Raw genomic sequence first — 19,367 nt, forward strand, 5'->3', positions numbered from 1 at the left:
CTCAGTCGGTCGCGATCGCCTGGAGGATGTCCAGGCGCGCGGCGCGGGCGGCGGGCCACACGGCGGCGACCACGCCGATGGCCGCGGCGGCCGCGACGCACAGCGCGAGGCGCCCGTAGGGGACGGCGAGCACCTCCATGCCGTCCTCGCCGCCCGCGATCGCCTTCTGCAGGACGACGCCGAGCACGCTCCCGGTCCCGACGCCGAGCACCGCGCCGAACAGCGACACCACGACGGCCTCGTAGCGGATCATGCGGCGGAGCTGGCGGCGCTGCGTGCCGACCGCGCGCAGCAGCCCGATCTCCCGCGTCCGCTCGGTGACCGCGAGCGCGAGCGTGTTGACGATGCCGAGCGCGGCGACCAGCACCGACAGCACCAGCAGCCCGAGGACCAGCGTGAGGAACAGGTCGATCTCGCCCGCCGCGTCGTCCTTGACCTGCGCGCGGTCCTTCAGCTCCAGGTTCGGCCACGGCGCGAGCGCCGACTCCAGCGCCGCCCGCCGGGCACCCGCGACCGTGACCTCGATGCGCTCGATCGGCGCGTCCGGGTCGTGGGCGCGGTACCCGGCCCAGTCGATGATCACCGTGGGCGCGGACGGGGTGAGCGCCGGCCGGTCGGCGTAGATCCCGGCGATGCGGAACGTCCGCCTCGTCCCGTCCTGGTACTCGCCGGGGAGCGTGCCGCCGATCCTCCAGCCGCGGTCGCGGGCGACGCTGCGGCCGACCAGCAGGTCCTCCCCGCGCACGGCCGCCGAGCCCTCCTGGAGCGGCAGCCGGAAGTGGGCCAGCAGCTCGCCCGGCGAACCGGCGGTCGCGGCCTGCACGGCGCCCTCCAGCCGGAACCGGGCCGTCCGGACCGGGATCGCCGCGCGGACGCCCGGGACGCGGCCCACCGCCGCCGCCGCGCCCGCCTCGACCGGCGTGACCTGGCTGCGCCCGGTGACCTGGTAGTCGGCGGTCAGCGCGGCCTCCAGCTGCCGGTCGACCGAGGCCGCCAACGACTGGACGATGATCGACACGGTCGCGATGAGCGCCAGCCCGATCGTCAGCGCCGACGCCGTCGCCGACGTCTGCCGGGGGTCGCGGACCGCGTTGCGGGCGCCCATCCGTCCGGCGCCGCCGCCGAACCGCGCGAACGGGCGGGCGAGGACGCGGGCGACCGGGCGGCTCAGCGCGGGCGAGACCACCACGACGCCCGCGAACAGCAGCGCCGCGCCGGTTCCGGCGAGCGTGAGGCCGGACGTCCCGTCCCCCGCGAGCCCGGCCGCGGCCAGGATCCCGCCGACCGCCAGCACCGCGCATCCGCCGAGGACGCGGCGCCGCAGCGGGCGGGGCGGCGCCGCGTCCTCCCGCAGCGCCGCGACCGGCGGGATCCGCGCCGCGCGCCGCGCCGGGACGAACGCTGCGGCCAGCGCCACCGGCGTCCCCACCAGGTAGGCGGCGAGGACGGCGGACGCGGGCAGCGCGAGCGGCCCGAACGGCAGCTCCTCCCCGCCGGTGACCAGCGTCATCAGCCTGGCGAGCCCGAGCGCGACCACGGCCCCCGCCGCGAGGCCGAGCGTCGAGCCCGCCAGGCCGACCACGGCCGCCTCGCCGAGGATCGAGCGCGTCACCTGCCCGCGCGAGGCCCCGACGGCGCGCAGCAGCGCCAGCTCCCGGACCCGCCCGCCGACCAGCATCGCGAAGGTGTTGAAGATGATGAACGACCCGACGAACACCGCGATCAGCGCGAAGACCAGCAGGAACGTGCGCATGATCTTGATGATGTCCTTGAGCGGGCCGGCCTGCTCGGCCGCCGCCTCCGCCCCGGTGACGGCCTCGACGCCCGGCGGGAGGACGGCGGCGACCGCGTCCCGCAGGCGCTCCTGGGTGACGCCGCCGTCCGCGTGCACGACGATGCGCTCGTAGGTGCCGGGACGCTGCCCGAGCAGGCGCGGCGCGGCGTCCGGCGCGAACGCGGTCATCGAGATCGAGGAGCCGAGCGCGGAGTCGCCGACCCGGAACAGGCCGGTCAGCCGGAACGTCCGCGTGCCGGACCGCAACGCGACCGTCACCCGGTCGCCGACCCGGTAGCGGGCGTCGCGGGCGGTGGTGGCGTCCATGGCGACCTCGTCCGGCGCGCGCGGCGGCGCCCCGGCGGTCAGGCGGGTCAGCGACAGGTCGCGGTCGCCGCTCCACGCCACCCCGGTCTGCGGCTCCGCCCCGGCGATCCTCCCCTGCCGGTCGACGGCGGCCGCGAACCCGGTGATGACGCCCTCCGCCTTCGCGACACCGGGCGCCCGCCGGACGGCCGCGAGCGCCGACGCGGGCACCGGACGCGGCGCCGCGCGCTCGCCCGGCCCCGTCCGGAACGACTGCCGCGCCCTGACGACCGTGTCCGTCCCGCGCCCGAGGTCGTCGAAGGCGCGGTCGAACGAGCGGCTCAGCGTGGCCGAGAAGATCAGCGTGCCGGAGACGAACGCGACGCCCGCGACGACCGCCACCACCGACAGCAGCAGGCGGGCGCGGTGCGCGGCCAGCCCACGGAATACGAGCTTCACCATCATGGCCACGATTCGACCGGTGCGGTGCGGGGCCGCGGCAGGGCGCATCGTCGCGTCCGCGTCCGGGCGGCGCACGACGCACGGCAGGCCGGACCCGACTTTCGTAGGGGTCCCCGGCGGGGGAGGGGTGCGTACGGTGGGCCCGTGCGCCTCACACCGCCGCCCGCGCCCCCCGGACGCGACCTCGCCGCCGACGCCGTGGCCGTGGTGTGCGCGCTGGCGCTGAGCCTCCAGACGGCGGCGGGCCCCGACTCGGTCCTGCGCGGCCACCACGGCGCGACGGCCGCGGTGGTGGCGCTCCCCGCGCTCGCGCTGGCGGTCCGCCGCCGGTTCCCGATGACGGTCGCGTGGCTCACCGCGGCGGTCGCCGCGCTGCTGGACGCCGTCGAGCGCCTCGCGCCCGGCACGCTGCTGCGCGACGGCCCGCCCGGCGCGTTCGACCCGATCGTGTGGTGGCCGCCCGCGCTGCCGTTCGCCGTCTACGCCGCGATGGCCTTCCCCCGCGACGGGGACCGGCCCGTCTGGGCGCGGGCGCTGCCGGTCGTCGCGCTCGTCCCGCTGGTCGGCCTCACCCAGGACGTGATCCCCGACGAGTCGATCAGGCGCGTCTCGGGGCAGGAGACGTCCTCGGTCGAGACGATGGTCTTCCGGAGCATGGCGATGCTGGTCGCGGCGGCGCTGCTCGGCATGTACGCGGCGGCGCGGCGCCGCGTCCTGCAGGGGCTGACCGAGCGGGCCGAGCGCGCCGAGCGGGAGCGGCACCTGCTCGCCGAGCGGGCGCGGGCCGAGGAGCGCGCCCGGCTCGCCGCCGAGATGCACGACGTCGTCGCGCACCGGGTGACGCTGATGGTGCTGCGCGCGGGCGCGCTGCGGGTCAGGGCGCCCGACGAGGAGACCCGCGTCGCCGCCGAGGAGCTGCGCGACGACGGCTGCCACGCGCTGGAGGAGCTGCGCGACGTCATCGGCCTGCTGCGGCGCGGCGCCGGGGCGGCGGGCGCGGCCCCCGCCCCCGCGTCGGGGCCGCTACCCGACCTGTCGGCGCTGGTCGCCGAGTCCGCCGCCGTCGGCGTCCGGGTCGAGCTGGTGGAGCGCGGGGAGCCCGCGCCCGCCTCGCCCGCCGTCGGGCGCACCGCCTACCGGGTCGTCCAGGAGGCGCTGACCAACGCGCGCAAGCACGCGCCGGGCGCCGCCGTCCGGGTGGAGGTCGGCTACCGCTCCGACGGCGTCCGGCTGAGCGTGCTCTGCGCCGCCCCGGAACGGGACCCGGACGCGGCGCTCGCGGCCAGCGGCTCCGGGACGGGCCTCGCCGGGCTCCGCGAGCGCGTCGAGACCGTCGGCGGCACCTTCAGCGCGGGCCCGGCCGGGGACGGGTTCCGCGTCGAGGCGTCGCTGCCCGCCTACGTCCCCCTCCCGACGCCGCCCGCGCCCTGACGGTGCGCGTGGTGGCGGAGGTGCCGGTGCCCGAACGCCATCAGGAGGGCCCGCACCGCCCAGACCGCCAGCGCCACCTGGAGGACGACCAGGAACCCCGGGCCCGGCCCCATCGTGAACGCCAGCACCAGGAACAGCCCGAGCAGCAGCGGGAACGGCGGCCCGTGACGGTGGCGGCCATGGTGGTGGCCGAGGTGGTGGTGGCCGAGGTGGTGCGGCCGGCCCCGGTGGTGGTGACGCGCGGGCGCCGCCTCCGGCACCGCCAGGCCCTGCGGGTCGGGCAGGTCGAGGACGACCGCCCGCAGGTCGCCCCGCGTCCGGGCCGCCAGCGTCGTGCCGAGCCGCTCGTCGAGTTCCTCGCGGTCGAGCCGTCCGGCCGCGAAGTGGTCGTGCAGGGCGACCATGACCGCGTCGCGCTCGGCGTCGCCGACGCGGACGTCGCCGGAGCGGATCCCCTCGGGGGTCGTCACGCCGGCTCCTCACCCGGGCCTTGGGCGGTGGGGCCTCCGGCGGTGGGGCCCGCGTCGGCCCCGCCCGCGCGCGGCTCCTCGCCCGCGCGCGGCTCCTCGCCGGCGAGGACGCGGTACAGGGCGCGCCGGGTCTCGGAGAGGATCTCGGTGGCCCGCCTGACCTGGTCCGGCGTCCCGGAGTGGACGATCTGCATCACCGCCGCGCCCGTCTGCGCGACCTGCCGGAACAGCTCCGGCGCGCCCTCGCCGAAGTCGGGTGCCATCTGCGCCCACGGCTCCTCCAGCTCGTCGGCGTGCTCGGCCACGTAGGCGCCGCCCTCGGCCGTGAGCCGGTAGGTGCGGCGGCCGCCGCCCTCCTCGGCGGTGATCAGCCCCTCGTCCGCGAGCTGCTGGAGCGCCGGGTAGACCGCGCCGGGGCTCGGCTTCCACGCCTCGCCGCTGCGCTCGTTGATCTCCTGGATGATCTGGTAGCCGTTGCGCGGCTCCTCGGCGAGCAGGGCGAGGATCGCCGCGCGGACGTTGCCCTTGGGCGCCTTGCGCCCCCGTCCCCACGGGCCGCGCCCACCGCCGCGCGCCCAGGGCGGGCGTCCCCCGCCGGGCCCGAAGCCGCCGGGCGGGCCCCACTGCCAGGGCCCGCCGTGCGCGTGCTCATGGCCGTGCCCGTGCCCGTGGCCCGGCCCGAAGCCGTGCTCATGCCCGTGCCCGTGCCGGGACGCCGCGTGCGCGGCCTTCGCGCCGATCGCCGCCGCCGCGAACGCCCAGCGCCAGTCGGGCCCGCTCCGATGCGTCGCTCCCATGGTCACCACCACCTTCTGAGATCTCTCTATGATCTCTCGCGATAGGACAACGATATATCGAAGACGTACGGTTCGGGAAGATGGTTCCCGCGAAAACCGGGCCCCCGGCGCGTCGCGCGGGTCCGCCGGATCCGGGCATGGTCGTCTGACCGGCGGAAATCCTGGGTAACCACCCCTGTGGGGGGACGATGGGGACGGACGAGGCGATGACCGCGCCGGACGCGGTCGTGACCGGGGGCGGCGCGGTCGCGCGCGGGCGCCTGCGGGGCGAGCTGCTGCTGGGCATGGCGGTCTTCGGCCTGTACGCGCTGGTCGTGATGCTGCCGCAGGACGCCAGGGAGCGGGCCGCTCGCGGGCACGGCCGCGCGCTCTACGACCTGGAGCGGGCGCTGCGGCTGGACGTCGAGCGGACGCTGAACGGCTGGCTCGCCGGGCAGCCGGTCTGGCGCGTGCTGGCCAACTACGAGTACGCGATCACCTACATCGCGAGCGCGGTCGCGCTGCTCGCCTGGCTGTACCTGCGGCACCCGGAGCGCTACCGGACGGCGCGCAACGCGTTCCTGCTGATCAACCTGGTCGGGATCGCCTGCTTCGCGCTGTACCCGGTGATGCCGCCGCGGCTGATGCCCGAGCTCGGGTTCGTCGACACGGTCCGGCTGGGCCGCACGTGGGGGTCGTGGGGCTCGCCGATGGTCGAGCACGCCGACCGGTTCGCGGCCGTCCCGTCCCTGCACATGGCCTGGACGCTGTGGGTCGGCGTCGAGCTGGCCCGGGTGTCGGCGCGGCGGTGGGTGCAGTCGGTGAACGCGGTCCACATCCTGCTGACCCTGTATGTGATCATGGCGACCGCCAACCACTACCTGCTGGACGCGCTGGCGGCCGTCCCGCTGGTGGGCTTCGCGGTGTACGCCGCCGAGCGCGCGACCCCGCGCGGCGCGGGCGAGCGGGTCCGCGGGCCCGACGCGTTCTTCCTGGCCGTGGAGACCCCGGAGGCGCCCCAGCACGCCGGGGGGCTGATCGTCCTGGACACCGCGCGGGCGCCGGTGACCCGCGACGACCTGGCCGCCCTGGTCGCCGCGCGGCTGGAGGACCACCCGCGGTTCCGGCAGCGGCTCGCCGACGGCGGCCGGTGGCGGCGGCCGCTCTGGCGCGACGACCCGGCGATCGACTGGGCGTGGCACGTCCAGGAGCGCCGCGTGGACGGCATGGCCGGGCTGCGCGCCGTGGTCGCCGCGATCCAGTCCGAGCCGCTGCCCCGCGACCGGCCGCTGTGGCGGATGATCCTGGTGACCGGGGTCGCGCCGGGACGCGACGCGGTCGTGTTCCTCATGCACCACGTCGTCGCCGACGGCGTCGGGGTCGTCGCGCACGCGATGGCGCTCATGGAGCCCTACCCGCTCGACTACGGCGGGACGGGGCGCCGCCGCAGGCCCGTCCAGGAGGCGCTCGCGACGGCGACCGGGCTCGGCCAGCTCGCCGCGGACGCGGCGCGCCCCGCGCGGCTGCCCGCCGCCGGGACGTCCGAGCGCCGGTTCGGCACCCTGCTCGTCCCGCTCGACCAGGCCAGGGACGTCGCGCGGCGGCACGGCGCGCGGGTCACCGACGTCGTGCTGTGCGCGGTGGCGGGCGGGCTGCACCGGGTGCTCCGCGAGACCCCGGGCGCCGGCGACTCCTGCCGGGTCGCGGTGCCGCTGATGATGCGCTCGCCGGGCGACGGCGCGGAGGGCAACCACACCAGCGCCGTCATGATCGACCTGCCGATCGGCAAGATGCCCGAGGCCGACCGGCTCGCCGAGACCGCCCGGCGCGCCCGCGTGCTGCGGTCGGGGACGCGCCCGCTCGCCGCCTGGTTCGTGATGCGCCAGGCCGGGCGGGTCATGCCCGCCCCGCTGCACGCCCGCTTCGCCCGCTACGCCTACAGTGCCCGGTTCCTCCAGGGCATCGTGTCGAGCCTGCCGGGCCCCGACCGGCTGCTGCGGCTGGCGGGCGCCCCGCTGCTGGAGGTCTACCCGGTGATCCCGCTGGCGCCCGGCGCGCCGCTCGCGGCCGGGGCGCTCGGCGTCGACCGCGACCTGTGCTTCGGCGTCTGCGCCGACCCCGGCCTCGTGGACGACGCCGACCGGATGACGGCCGCCGTCGCGGAGGTCGTCCGCGAACTCCGCGAGGCCGACTAGCCCCGGCGGGTCAGCCGCTGCGGATCGCGCGCAGCGACTCGGTCAGCGACCCGATCGTGGCGAAGACGGCGGTCGGCTCGTAGCCGCAGTGCGCCATGCAGTTGGAGCAGCGGTCGTCGCGGCCCCGGCCGTAGGCGCCCCAGTTGGTCGTCCGCACGAGCTCCTCGTAGGTGTCGGCGTAGCCGTCGTCCATCAGGTAGCAGGGGCGCTGCCAGCCCTTCAGCGAGTAGGACGGGATCGCCCACGCCGTGCACGGGAAGTCGGCCCTGCCCTCCAGGAAGTCCAGGAACAGCGGCGAGTGGTTGAACCGCCAGCGGCGGCGCCGGCCGTCGGCGAACACCTTCCGGAACAGCTCCCGCGTCTCCTGCACGCCGAGGAAGTGCTCCTGGTCGGGAGCCTTCTCGTAGGCGTACGCGGGGGAGATCATCATCTGGTCGACGCCCAGGTCGTCGTTGAGGTAGTCGAGGACGTCGATGACGGTCTGCGGGGTGTCGGTGTTGAACACGGTCGTGTTCGTCGTGACCCGGAACCCGCGCTCGCGGCACATCGCGATGGCCTCCACGACCTGGTCGAACACGCCGTCCTTGCAGACGGACGCGTCGTGCCGCTCGCGCAGCCCGTCCACGTGCACCGCCCACGCGAAGTACCGGGACGGCTCGAACAGGTCGATCTTCTTCGGGATCAGGGCGGCGTTCGTGCACAGGAACACGTACCGCTTCATCGCGACCAGCTCGGCGACCATCTCGCCGATCCCCGGGTGCATCAGCGGCTCGCCGCCCGCGATCGACACCATCGGCGCGCCGCTCTCGCGGACCGCCGCGACCGCCTGCTCGACCGGCATCCGCTGCTTCAGCAGGCTCGCCGGATGCTGGATCTTCCCGCACCCCGCGCAGGCGAGGTTGCACGCGTACAGCGGCTCCAGCTCGACCAGCAGCGGGAACTTCGCGCGGCGGGCGAGCCTGTTGCGCAGGATGTAGCCGCCGACCCGCAGGCTCTGGCGTAGTGGCATGCCCATTTACGACGCGTCCTCCCTCAGGTAGCGGCCGAGGGCGCTCACCGGGAACACCAGCCGGTACAGGTGGTAGTTGATGTAGAAGTAGCCGGGGAACCCGGTTCCGGTGAAGTGGTCCTCGTCCCAGGTCCCGTCGGGGCGCTGCCGCTCTGTGAGCCAGCCGACGCCGCGCTCGACCGCCGGTCCGCGCTCGCCGGCGGCCAGCAGCGCCAGCAGCGCCCACGCGGTCTGGGACGGGGTGGACGCGCCGCGTCCGATCCACGCCGGGTCGCGGTAGGAGCGCAGGTCCTCGCCCCAGCCGCCGTCGTCGCGCTGGTGCCGCTCCAGCCAGGCCACCGCCCGCCGGATCGCCGGCTTGCCGGGCCGGACGCCCGCCGCGATCAGCGCGGGCACGACGGCGCCGGTCCCGTAGACGTGGTTGGCGCCCCACCGCCCGTACCAGGAGCCGTCCTGCTCCTGCGCCTTCAGCAGCCACACCACGGCGCGCTTGCACAGCTGCGAGTCGCCCATTCCCTGCGCGCACAGCGCCTCCACGACGTGCGCGGTGACGTCGGCGGACGGCGGGTCGATGACCTCGCCGAAGTCGCAGAACGGGAGCCTGCGGCACAGCTCGCGGGTGTTGTCGGCGTCGAACGCGCCGAACCCGTCGTCGCGCGAGACCATCCCGGCCATCCAGCGCAGGCCCCGCTCGACGGCGGGCGGCGCGTCCGGATGCGCGACGCGGCCGAGCGCCAGCACGACCTCGGCGGTGTCGTCGACGTCGGGATAGTAGTCGTTGTCGAACTCGAACGACCAGCCGCCGGGCGGCAGGCCGGGGCGGCGCACCTGCCAGTCGCCGGGGCCCTTCACCTCCTCGCCGACCACCCACGCGGCGGCCTTCTCCAGCGCCGGGTGCCCGGCGGGCATGCCCGCGTCGGCGAGCGCGGTCATGGCGAGCGCGGTGTCCCAGACCGGGGACTGGCACGCCTCCAGGCGCCGCCCCTGCCCGTCCCGGATCGTGAAGCGCTCCAGGCCCTGGAGCCCGCGCCGCATGACCGGGTGGTCGACGTCGTGGCCGAGCAGGTTCAGCGCGATGAGCGAGTACACCCACGGCGGCTGGATGCCGCCCCACGACCCGTCCGGCTCCTGCCGCGCGATGATCCACTCGGCGGCGCGGCGCAGCGCGGCCCGCCGCACCGCCTTCACCGGGCGCCGCTGGTAGACGCGCAGCGCGCGGTCGAGCGCGTGGAACGCCTCGGCCCAGCCGGGCGGCCCCTGGCGCCTCCTCCGCACGTGCTGGCCGTGCAGCTCGGCGATGTCGAAGGGCAGCGGCCGGACGGGGCGCAGCGCCGCCGCCACCGTCAGCGGCACGATCGTCTGCCGCGCCCAGCACCCGAAGTCGTAGACGTTCAGCGGGAACCACGACGGCAGATAGATCATCTCCGGCGGGACGACGGGCAGCGCGTCCCACGGCCAGCGCCCGAACAGCGCCAGCCAGTAGCGCGTGAACACGCGCGTCGCCGGGAGGCCGCCCGCCTCGCGCACGTACGCGGCGGCGCGGCGCATGTGGTCGGCGCCGGTCGGGTCCCCGGCGAGCCGCAGCGCGACGTAGGCCTCGACCGTCGTGGACAGGTCGGGCGGGCCGCCGAAGAAGTTCGCCCACGTCCCGTCCTCGCGCTGCTGGGAGCGGATCCAGCGGGCCGCCTCCCGCGTCTCCTCCTCGTCGCGGACGCCGAGGAACTCGCGGAGCAGCAGGTCCTCGGCGTCCATGGTCACGTTCGTCTGGAGCTCGCCCTTCCACCAGCCCTCGGGGGACTGGAGGCCGAGCAGGTGCTCCCGCGCCGCGTCGAGCGTCCTGCGCGCCGCCTCCCTGGTGGAGGGGGCGGCGGGTTCGGCTGTCGTGGTCATCAGTGGTCCCGGTGGGTGACGAAGTCGGCGACGCGCAGGAACTCGGTGCGGACGGGGGTGGGCACGCCCGCTCCGGCGAGGTGCTCCCCGGCGCTCTCCACCCGGCGCGCGGCCTCGGCCCGCGCCCACGCCCTGCCGCCCGCGAGGTCGACGAGCCGCGCCGCCTCGGCCAGCTCGTCCTCGCCCGGCGGCTCCGGCCGGGCGTACAGCTCGGCCAGCGCCGGGGACGCGGGCGTGCCGGAGTTCAGCGCCGCCACGACCGGCAGCGACATCTTGCGGGACCGCAGGTCCGACAGCGCGGGCTTGCCGGTCGCCGCCGGATCGCCCCAGATGCCGAGCAGGTCGTCGGTGAGCTGGAACGCGACGCCGAGGTCGGCGCCGAACCCCTCCAGCGCGGCCGCGAGGCCCTCGGGCGCCCCGTCCAGCACGGCGCCGATCGAGCACGAGCAGGCCAGCAGCGCGGCGGTCTTCCCGGCCGCCATCGACTGGCACTCCTCCAGCGTGATCTTGTGGCGGGTCTCGAAGCTCAGGTCGAGCGACTGGCCCGCGATGAGGTGCCGGGTCGCGACGGCCAGCGCGCGCGCCGCCCGCGCCGACCCCTGGCCCGGCGCCTCCAGCAGCACCTCCCCGGCGAGGGCGAGCAGCGCGTCCCCGGCCAGGATCGCGGCGGGCTCGCCGTAGACGGCCCACGCCGCCGGGCGGTGCCGCCGCGTCCGGTCGCCGTCCATGATGTCGTCGTGCAGGAGCGAGAACGCGTGCGTCAGCTCGACCGCGACCGCGCCCGGCAGCGCGCTCTCCGGCGGCGCGCCCGCCGCGCGGGCCGACAGCAGGGCCAGCGCGGGGCGCAGCGCCTTCCCGGCGGGCTCCTTGCGCGGCCGCCCCTCCGCGTCGGCCCAGCCGAGGTGGTAGGCCGCCACCCGGTAGGTGTGCGGGTCGAGCCGCCCGACCGCGGCGCGCAGCGCCCCGTCGACCAGCTCGCGGACATCGGTCATCGAGACCGGAACGGTCGTCACCGGCCCCTCACCCCCTCAAGGTGGCGGCGGACCAGGCGTGCGGCGGTCAGACCGCTGCGCACTGCTCCCTCCATCGTGTCGGGCCAGCCCGTGTCGGTCCACGCGCCGGCGAGGAACAGGCCCGGCGCCCGCGTCGCCGCGCCGGGACGCGCCGCGCCGCTGCCGGGACGCTGGCGGAACGTCGCCCGCCGCTCCCGCGTGACGAAGAAGTCGGTGACGGACGCGTGCCGGGCGGCGGGCAGCAGCCGGCGCAGCTCGCGCGTGAACCGCTCGCGCAGCCGGGCCGTCGGGACGTCGATCCAGCGGTCGGCCGCCGACAGCGAGACGGCCAGGTACTGCCCGTCGCCGCGCAGCCCGCCGACCACCGTCCGGTCGAACGCCCACTGGACGGGCGAGCCGACCGCCGCCACGAACGGCAGCCCCAGCACCGGCCGGTCGTAGACGACGTGCACGTTGACGATCGGGCTCGCGCCCAGCTCCGGCCAGCGCAGCGGGTCGGGCAGCGCCTCGGCGGGCAGCAGCCGCGCCGCCGCCTCGTGCGGCACGGCCATGACCACCGCGTCGGCCGCGATCGGCGCCCCGTCCACGATCACCTTCGGGTCGGCGGTGACCGCCTCCACCTTCGCCTTGAGCAGGACGGTGCCGCCCGCCTCCTCGATCCGCGCCAGCGCGGGCCCGCCGTGCAGGTCCGCCAGCGGGACGGACGGGACGCCGATGTCGGCCGCGTCCGCGCGCCCGAACAGCGCCCGCCGGCACACCATCGCCGACAGGCCGAGCGCCGCGTCGTCCACCTCGGCGTTCAGCGCGGCCGTGACGAACAGCCCCCACAGCGCCTCGCGCGCCCAGGGGCGCTGGCCCCGCTCCGCCAGCCAGGTGCCCGCCGCCACCCCGTCCAGGACGGGGTCGGCCGGGTCGAGGGACCGGATCGTCGCCGCCGCCCACACCGCCCTCAGCCGCTCGGCCGCCGACAGCGGCGCGTAGCGGGCCAGGGCGGGCAGCAGGTGCAGCGGGCTCGGCAGCGGCGCCCGCCGCAGCCGCGCGGGCGCCCCGCCGGGCCGCAGCACCGTCACGTCGAACCTGCGCTGCACGTCCAGCAGGTGGTCGGTGCCCAGGCGCTGGAGCAGCCCCTGGTAGGCGGTGCAGCAGCGCAGCGCGACGTGCTGGCCGTTGTCGACGGTCAGGTCGCCGCGCCCGAACGAGTGGGTGGCGCCGCCCAGCCAGGGGCGCGCCTCCACCAGCGTGACGTCGGCCCCCGCCTCCTGGAGCGCCAACGCCGCGCTGATGCCCGCGAGGCCCCCGCCGACGACGACGACGCTCACCGCCCGCCCCCCGTCACCGCTCGACGCCCGTCAGGGCGCGGGCCGCCACGACGGCCTTCTGCCAGGTCGGCAGCGACACCCGCGAGGTCAGCGCGAGCGCCGGGCTCTCCGCGATGCGCTCCAGCAGCCGCCGGTAGATCCCCGCCATCGCCGCCGTGCACGCCGCCGAGCGCCGGTCGAGCAGCGGCAGCAGCCGCAGCCCCTCGGCGTACCAGGCCCGCGCCCGCTCCGCCTGGAACGCGACGAGGTCGTGCAGCCGCGACGCCGGGTCGACGAACTCGCCCGTCTCGTCCAGCTCCAGCGTGCACCCGAACCGGTCGAGGTCCTCGGCGGGCAGGTACACCCGGCCCGCGAGCCGGTCCTCCCTGACGTCCCGCAGGATGTTCGTGAGCTGGAACGCGACCCCGAGCGAGTCCGCGAGCCCCTCCGCGCGCTGCCGCCCGTCGTAGCCGAACACGCCCAGCGACAGGCGGCCCACCGTGCCCGCGACCTGCTGGCAGTACCGCAGCAGGTCGTCGAACGTCTCGTAGGCGGCGCCGCGCACGTCGCTCTCGCAGCCGTCGATCAGCTCCGCGAACGCGTCCAGCGGGATCGGGTAGCGGCCCGCCGCGTCCGCCAGCGCCGTCAGCACCGGGTGCCCCTCCAGCGCCCGCGAGTCGGCCCGCCGCCACAGCACCTCCTGGACCGTTTCGAGCCGCCCGCGCGCCCGGTCCAGCAGGTCCATCCGGACGCACGCGGGCTCCGGGCCGTCCCCGATGTCGTCCACGCCCCGCGCGAACGCGTAGATCGCGCTCATCGCGCGGCGCTTCGGGGCGGGCATCAGCCGGATCCCGTAGCCGAAGTTGCGGGCCTCCTCCCGGACCACCCGCTCGCAGTGCCGATACGCCTCCACGACCCACTCGGGCCGCTCGCACGTCTCCGAAACCGTCATCGCTCACCCTCTCCGAGAGCGCGGGTTCTGCCTCGTCCGTCCTGGAGCGGATGCGTCATCGCCGGCCCCCTCCGAGAGCGGAGGCCCAGTTGGCGAGGAGCACCGGCCCGCGCGGACGCGGCGTCCGCGCCAGCACGTCGTAGCGGCCGCGCACGAGCGCGGCCAGCGCCGCGCGCCCTCCGGCGACATAGCCCGCCACCGCGATCCGGGCCCACCCGCGCAGGCCCGCCATGAGCGGCGCGGCGCCCCGGTCGAGCAGGTCCCGCGCCCGGTTCGACTCCAGCGCCAGCACCCCGCGCAGCCGCGTCGGCGTCACCGCCCGGGACAGGTCGTCCTCGGCGCAGCCGAACCGCCGCAGGTCCTCGCCGGGCAGGTAGATCCGCCCGGCCCTGAAGTCCTCGGCCACGTCCTGGCAGTGCTCGATCACCTGCAGCGCGGTGCAGACCCGGTCGGACGCCTCCTCCAGCCCCCGCCCCTCCGCGCCGAACACGTGCAGCACGATCCGCCCGACCGGATTGGCCGACAGGACGCAGTACCCCAGCAGTTCGTCGAAGGAGGCGTAGCGGGTCACCTCCTGGTCCTGGCGGTTCGCCTGGACCAGCCGCCGGAAAGGCTCCTGCGGAATTCCCCTCGCGTGGACGGTCTCCGCCAGCCGCCTTAACTGCGGAAGAACCGGCGCCCGCCCTTTGTAGAGGAGGTCCAGGTCCGCGTCCACCGAATCGAGCAGCGCCACCCGGTGCGCGCCCGGCGCCTCGTCGCCGATGTCGTCGACGAGGCGCGCGAAACCGTAGACCGCGCGCAGGTGGGCGCGGTGCCGCCCCGGCAGCAGCCGGGCCGCGACCGGGAAGTTCTCCCGCCGCGCGAGCGCGTCCAGGCCCCGCTCGTGCTCCCGCGCGCTCCAGGGTGGTTCAGTGGTCACCACTAGGAGATTCGCCGGTGCGGCACCAGAAAAACTCTGATCAAGGTATGGAGTTATTGAACCGGCGCGCGTTTCCGCGACCGAAAGGACGCGACAGGAAAGTCGCCTTTTGTGGCAATTAGCTCGCTATCGGGCGCGGCCGGTCACGGCAGCCGGCCGACCAGGCTGAGCGCGACGTCCAGCGCGCGGCTGCCGGGCGTCCCGTCGCCCTGCGCCGTCCACACCTCCGACAGGACGGCCATCACGAACCCCCACGCGACGACCCGCTCCACCGGCATCGCGAGCCCGTCGGCCACCTGCTCGATCCGCGCGGGCACCAGGTCGACCAGCCTGCCGTCCCGGTCGTCGGGGCCCGGGTTGTAGAACAGGACGCCCGCCTCGTACCCGGGGTCGCCCACCACGCCGTGCGGGTCGATCGCCAGCCACGGCTCGCGCTCCGCGCTCAGGATGTTGTCGTGGTGCAGGTCCCCGTGCAGGACGAGCCGCTCGGGCGCGCTCGCGCACAACTCGTCGAACAGCCGTCCGGCGCGCTCGACGAGGTGGCGGGGGAGCGGACCGTCGCCCGGGAAGCGGCGCAGGTGGCCGGAGAACGACGCGCTCTCCTTCTCCAGGCCCGGGAGGGCGCATCCAAGAGGCGGCACGTGCCGGAGCCGCCGCGCCACGTCGAGGAACACGGCGGTGGCCTCCTCGTCCCTGTCCGGGACGAGTTCGCTCAGCACCCTCCCCGGCTCGGCACGCTCCAACAGCAGCGCGCCCCGGCCCGGGTCGTGCTCCAGCAGCCGCACCGCGCCCTCGCCGCCGTAGATCTCCAGGGCCGCCGCCTCGATGCCGAGGTGTCCGGGTTCGGGCGGGCCGAGCTTCAGGACCGCCTTCGTCCCGTCCTCCCTCCGGACGGGCGCGACCCAGTGGTAGCTGAGGCCGTACCGGGCGGCCTCGATCTCCAGCCGCCACTCGCGGGCGATCTCGGCGAGCAGGCCGGGCAGCCGCTTCAGCCAGCGGCGGCCGTCGTCCCCCCAGACCTCGACGGCGTTCTCGACAAGGACGGACGGGAGCGGACCAGGAAGAATCGGCGGCATCCGCCCAACCCTGCCACAGGGCGTGAACGCGTAGGAACGCCGAATCGTCCTAGGAATGTGACGACCCCACTGGTTCCCGGCGATCCCCGCGAGCTCGGCGACTACTGGCTGGCCCGCCGCCTCGGCGCGGGCGGGCAGGGGGTGGTCTACGAGGCGTACGGCGCGGACGGCGCGCGCGTCGCGGTCAAGGCGCTGCACGGGGTGTTCGCGGGGGAGCGCGCCGGCGGGCCCCGGGACGTGCTCGCCCGCGAGATCGACGCCGTGACCCGGGTGTCGCCGTTCTGCACCGCCCGCGTGCTGGCGTTCGACCTGGACGCCGAGCCCCCGTACGTGGTCAGCGAGTACGTCCCCGGGCCCGACCTGGAGCGCGCCGTCGCCTCCGGCGGCCCGTTCGGGTCCGGCGAGCTGGGACGGCTCGCGATCGGCGTCGCGACCGCGCTCGTCGCGATCCACCGGGGCGGGGTCGTCCACCGCGACCTCAAGCCCGGGAACGTCCTGCTCGGCCCCGACGGGCCCCGCGTCATCGACTTCGGGCTCGCCCGGGCCGAGGACATGACCCGCAGCGCGACCGGCGCCAAGGGCACGCCCCGCTACATGTCCCCGGAGGTCTTCGCGGGCGAGCCCGCGAGCGCCGCGTCGGATGTGTGGGCGTGGGGGGCGGTGGTGCTGTTCGGCGCGCTCGGGCGGCCGCCGTTCGCGGGCGAGAACCTGATGCAGCTCTCCCACACCGTCCAGCACGTGGAGCCGGAGCTGCACGTGCTGGACGAGCCGCTCCGGTCGGTGGTGGCGGCGGCGCTGGCGAAGCGGCCGCGGGACCGCCCGTCGGCGCGCGAGGTGCTGCTGGACCTCCTCGGCGGCTCCTTCGACGAGGGGGCGATGCTCTCGGAGGGGAGCCGGGTCGCCGCCGCGGCCGTGGCGGGTGCCGCGCCGCCCTCGCTCGCGGACGTCGCCGAGGCCGCCTACCGGCGGCTCGACCCGCTCGCGCGGGAGGCCGTCCCCGCGATCCTGCTGCGCATGGTGCTGCCGGGCGAGGGCGCCGCCGACACCCTCCGCCGGGCCGCGGTCGACGAGTTCGGCGACGGTGCCGAGCGGGCGGTCGAGGAGTTCACGCGCGCCGGGCTGCTGGTCCGCGAGGGCGACCGGGTGGCGATCTGCGGCGCGGCGCTGCTCCGCGCCTGGCCGCGGCTGCGCGGGTGGGTCGATGACGAGCGCGCCGGGCTGGCCGTGCACCGCTCGCTCGCGGACGCAGCGCGGGTCTGGGACCGGCACGGCCGCCGGGCCGGTGACCTGCTCCAGGGGAGCGTGCTGGCCCGCGCCGTCCAGTGGGCCGCGACCGGACGCCGCCACCTGACGCTGAACGCCGTCGAGCGCGCGTTCCTGGACGCCTCGGCGGCCCTCGGCCGCCGCCGCGCCCGCAGCCGGGGCGCGCTGACGGCCGTCCTCGCCGTCCTGCTGGTCGTGGCCGTGGGCGGGGCCGTCGTCGCGGTGAACCAGCGCGCGGTCCTCTCCCGCCAGCGCGACCGGGCCATCGCCGACCGGCTCGCCGCGCTCGCCGCGTCCCTCCAGCGCGACGACCCGCGCACCAGCCGCCGCCTCGCCCTGGCCGCCGCGCGCGTCGGCGACGACGACCAGACCCGGAAAGCCCTCATCAACGCCATGTACCAGTGGGAGGGCGATACGTTCAACCCCGCCTCCAATGCCCAGGTGGTACTCACCCCCGACGGCCGCACCGCCACGTTCGACGATCGCGTCCAGGTGACACGCTGGGATCTGAAGACGCACCAGCGCGTTCCGATGCCGCCGGGGGCCGAGCCGAAAAGCGCGGCCGTGTTCAGCCCGGACGGACGCCACATGGCGCAGCTCTTATCCACCGGAGGAGATCTGAGCCGGCGCGGTGTGGTCCAGGTCTACGACGCGGCCACCGGAAAGCCGCAGGGCAGGCCGATGGGCGATCCGCGTCAATCCTTCTGGAACCTGCGGTACAGCGTGAGCGGCAACCTGTTGATGATGGACAACGGGCCTGGAGGCTCCGGCGATCCCCGAACAACCGCTCCCGAAATGGCTTTATGGAACGCGCGCAGCGGTCGCCTCGCCATGAGCTGGAAGGAGCGCCCCTACGCCTGGGCCGTGAGCGCCGACGACGCCCTGGTCGCGATGGTCCTGCCGAGCGGCTTCCAACTGTGGGACGTCGCGGCCCGCAAACGGATTCCCACGCCGTGGCTGGGCGCGGCGCTGGCTTCCGAGAGCGCGTCCCAGCGGATACGCCAGGTCGGGTTCGGGCCCGCCGGAGCCAGGCTCGCTTTGGTCGTCGGCAGCAGGGTGACCGTGCTTGATCTGAACAACCTGGCGCGCACCGAGCCCGTCGCCTCGCGGTCCCGTGTCCCCTGGCACGAGCGGAGTGCGCGCGGCGTGGACGAACCGGTGTTCAGCCCCGACGGCCGCCTCCTGGCCGTCGGGTTCACTCTATGGAATCTGGACGGCTCCGCCGAGGCGCCCCTGATGGCCCGCGGGCTCGACGACGAGACGCCGACCGACTGCCGCTTCTCCGCCGCCGGTGACCTGCTGCGCTGCGCGACGACCCTCAACCGCGTCGTCACCACGAACATCTCGGGCTACGCCGACCGGATCTCCGTCGGACGCGACGCCGGACACGGGGTGCTCAGCCCGTCCGGCGACCTCCTCGCCTCCATGGGCGCGGACAGCGTCTCCATCACCGGTAATCCGGCGGGGTGGACGTCCCCCATCTCCGTGCCTTCCTTGAGAAGCGTTTGGCGAGGGATGGTCTTCAGCCCCGACGGCGGTCTGGTGGCCATTCCCGACCGGAACCCGGACGACGGCTTCGGCGTGTGGGACGCGCGCACACTCCAGAAGGTCGCGGAGCTCGACTGGCCCGACGGCGCGCTCGGCAAAGGCGTCGCGTTCTCCCCGGACGGCCGGTCCCTCGTCGGCGGCCTGAACGCGGAGGTCATCGACCCGCGGCACCCCTACAAGTCGTGGTTGCAGGAGTGGGACGCCCGCTCGGGCCGGCGCACCCGCGTCATCCCGTTGGAGTCCTCCGGATCGGGGGAGCTGTTCTACCGATCCGACGGTCGTACGGTGACCTTGAAGAGCGCCGTCGTCGACATGGATTCAGGACAAGTCCACAAGCGGTTCGACTTCTTCAGCGTCGTCGACGTGCTGGCCGTGTCTCCCGACGGTTCCGTCGCCCTGGTCATCATCAACCCCGACGACTTGTACCTGTGGGACCTCCGAGGCGACAAGCGAAGAGGAACGCCCCTGGCCGCCGTGCCCGACGTGGAAGACCTGCCCGCCGCGTTCTCCCCCGACGGCCGCCTGGTCGCCACCAGCGACGCGCGCGGCGGCGTCCACCTGTACGAGGTGGCCACCGGACGGCCCTACGGCCCCACCCTCCCCGGCCACGCCGGTGGAGTCGACACCTTCGCGTTCTCCCGAGACGGCACCGTGCTCTACACCTACGGAGGCGACCGCACGATTCAGGCCACCACCCTTGATCCCGCCCGCCTCACCGACCGGCTATGCGCCCAGGTCGGCGGCCTGAGCGAAGCCGAGTGGAACCAGTACGTCCCCGACCTCTCCTATAGACCCGTTTGTGGCTAAAGATCTTTACATGTAGGCCATCACGTCGGGCCCGGATGGCTCCAGCCGTTTCGGCGAAATGCACCACGGCGGCCTTGGCTGAACCTTGCGGGTCGGCGCCCTGGCGTCCAAATCGATCTTGCGGAGAAAACTTTGAAAGTATGGCCGGGAATGGTGTTTTCGGGTCGTCCGGCTTGTC

General features: G+C 75.5%; 13 protein-coding genes. 3 read left to right on the forward strand and 10 right to left on the reverse strand.

Annotated elements, in window-relative coordinates; translation table 11 throughout:
* Nucleotide 1: 1 nt before the first annotated feature.
* The gene (locus KLI87_RS24640; RefSeq protein ID WP_214618869.1) at nt 2-2,545 is read right to left on the reverse strand and encodes an ABC transporter permease; all 2,544 of its coding nucleotides are present in this window, start codon (nt 2,543-2,545) and stop codon (nt 2-4) included.
* 141 nt (nt 2,546-2,686) lie between these two features.
* Here KLI87_RS24640 and KLI87_RS41615 point away from each other — a divergent pair, with 141 nt between their 5' ends.
* Nucleotides 2,687-3,973 (forward strand): sensor histidine kinase, encoded by a 1,287-nt coding sequence (locus KLI87_RS41615; RefSeq protein WP_214618870.1) that lies wholly within the window; start codon nt 2,687-2,689, stop codon nt 3,971-3,973.
* On the opposite strand, the gene KLI87_RS24650 is transcribed toward KLI87_RS41615, so the two are convergent.
* Together KLI87_RS24650 and KLI87_RS24655 are read right to left on the reverse strand one after the other, a co-directional pair.
* Entirely contained in the window at nt 3,940-4,443 is a 504-nt protein-coding gene (locus KLI87_RS24650; protein WP_214618871.1) for a DUF1707 domain-containing protein, read from the reverse strand. The two genes, KLI87_RS41615 and KLI87_RS24650, sit on opposite strands and share 34 nt — an antisense overlap.
* Nucleotides 4,440-5,240, reverse strand: coding sequence for a PadR family transcriptional regulator (locus KLI87_RS24655; RefSeq protein WP_214618872.1), 801 nt, complete (start codon nt 5,238-5,240; stop codon nt 4,440-4,442). The genes KLI87_RS24650 and KLI87_RS24655 overlap by 4 nt, the downstream gene beginning before the upstream one ends.
* A 188-nt stretch (nt 5,241-5,428) precedes the next feature.
* On the opposite strand from KLI87_RS24655, the gene KLI87_RS24660 reads away from it, so the two are divergent.
* Nucleotides 5,429-7,414, forward strand: a complete 1,986-nt coding sequence (locus KLI87_RS24660) for a phosphatase PAP2 family protein (protein ID WP_156215242.1) — start codon at nt 5,429-5,431, stop codon at nt 7,412-7,414.
* Between the two features lie 10 nt (nt 7,415-7,424).
* On the opposite strand, the gene hpnH is transcribed toward KLI87_RS24660, so the two are convergent.
* The 7 genes from hpnH to KLI87_RS24695 form a co-directional block, all read right to left on the reverse strand.
* Nucleotides 7,425-8,423 carry an adenosyl-hopene transferase HpnH gene (hpnH, locus tag KLI87_RS24665; RefSeq protein ID WP_250904190.1) on the reverse strand — a complete coding sequence of 333 codons (999 nt, stop codon included), beginning with the start codon at nt 8,421-8,423 and terminating at the stop codon, nt 7,425-7,427.
* Between the two features lie 6 nt (nt 8,424-8,429).
* Nucleotides 8,430-10,313 (reverse strand): squalene--hopene cyclase, encoded by a 1,884-nt coding sequence (gene shc, locus KLI87_RS24670; RefSeq protein ID WP_214618874.1) that lies wholly within the window; start codon nt 10,311-10,313, stop codon nt 8,430-8,432.
* Nucleotides 10,313-11,305 (reverse strand): polyprenyl synthetase family protein, encoded by a 993-nt coding sequence (locus KLI87_RS24675; protein ID WP_250904243.1) that lies wholly within the window; start codon nt 11,303-11,305, stop codon nt 10,313-10,315. The genes shc and KLI87_RS24675 overlap by 1 nt, the downstream gene beginning before the upstream one ends.
* Nucleotides 11,306-11,322: 17 nt before the next feature.
* Nucleotides 11,323-12,645 carry a hydroxysqualene dehydroxylase HpnE gene (gene hpnE / locus KLI87_RS24680; protein ID WP_214618876.1) on the reverse strand — a complete coding sequence of 441 codons (1,323 nt, stop codon included), beginning with the start codon at nt 12,643-12,645 and terminating at the stop codon, nt 11,323-11,325.
* A 13-nt stretch (nt 12,646-12,658) separates the two neighbouring features.
* Nucleotides 12,659-13,576, reverse strand: a complete 918-nt coding sequence (hpnD, locus tag KLI87_RS24685; RefSeq protein WP_156215248.1) for a presqualene diphosphate synthase HpnD — start codon at nt 13,574-13,576, stop codon at nt 12,659-12,661.
* A 55-nt stretch (nt 13,577-13,631) separates the two neighbouring features.
* Complete coding sequence (gene hpnC, locus KLI87_RS24690; RefSeq protein WP_308166152.1) at nt 13,632-14,495, reverse strand: squalene synthase HpnC; 864 nt, start codon at nt 14,493-14,495, stop codon at nt 13,632-13,634.
* A 143-nt stretch (nt 14,496-14,638) separates the two neighbouring features.
* Nucleotides 14,639-15,571: an aminoglycoside phosphotransferase family protein gene (locus tag KLI87_RS24695; RefSeq protein ID WP_214618878.1), complete on the reverse strand. Its 933-nt coding sequence runs from the start codon at nt 15,569-15,571 to the stop codon at nt 14,639-14,641.
* Between the two features lie 57 nt (nt 15,572-15,628).
* Here KLI87_RS24695 and KLI87_RS24700 point away from each other — a divergent pair, with 57 nt between their 5' ends.
* Complete coding sequence (locus KLI87_RS24700; RefSeq protein WP_214618879.1) at nt 15,629-19,189, forward strand: serine/threonine-protein kinase; 3,561 nt, start codon at nt 15,629-15,631, stop codon at nt 19,187-19,189.
* Nucleotides 19,190-19,367 lie beyond the last annotated feature (178 nt).

Origin of the sequence: Actinomadura sp. NEAU-AAG7, from assembly GCF_018603865.1 — a bacterium.
Classification (GTDB): domain Bacteria; phylum Actinomycetota; class Actinomycetes; order Streptosporangiales; family Streptosporangiaceae; genus Spirillospora; species Spirillospora litoris.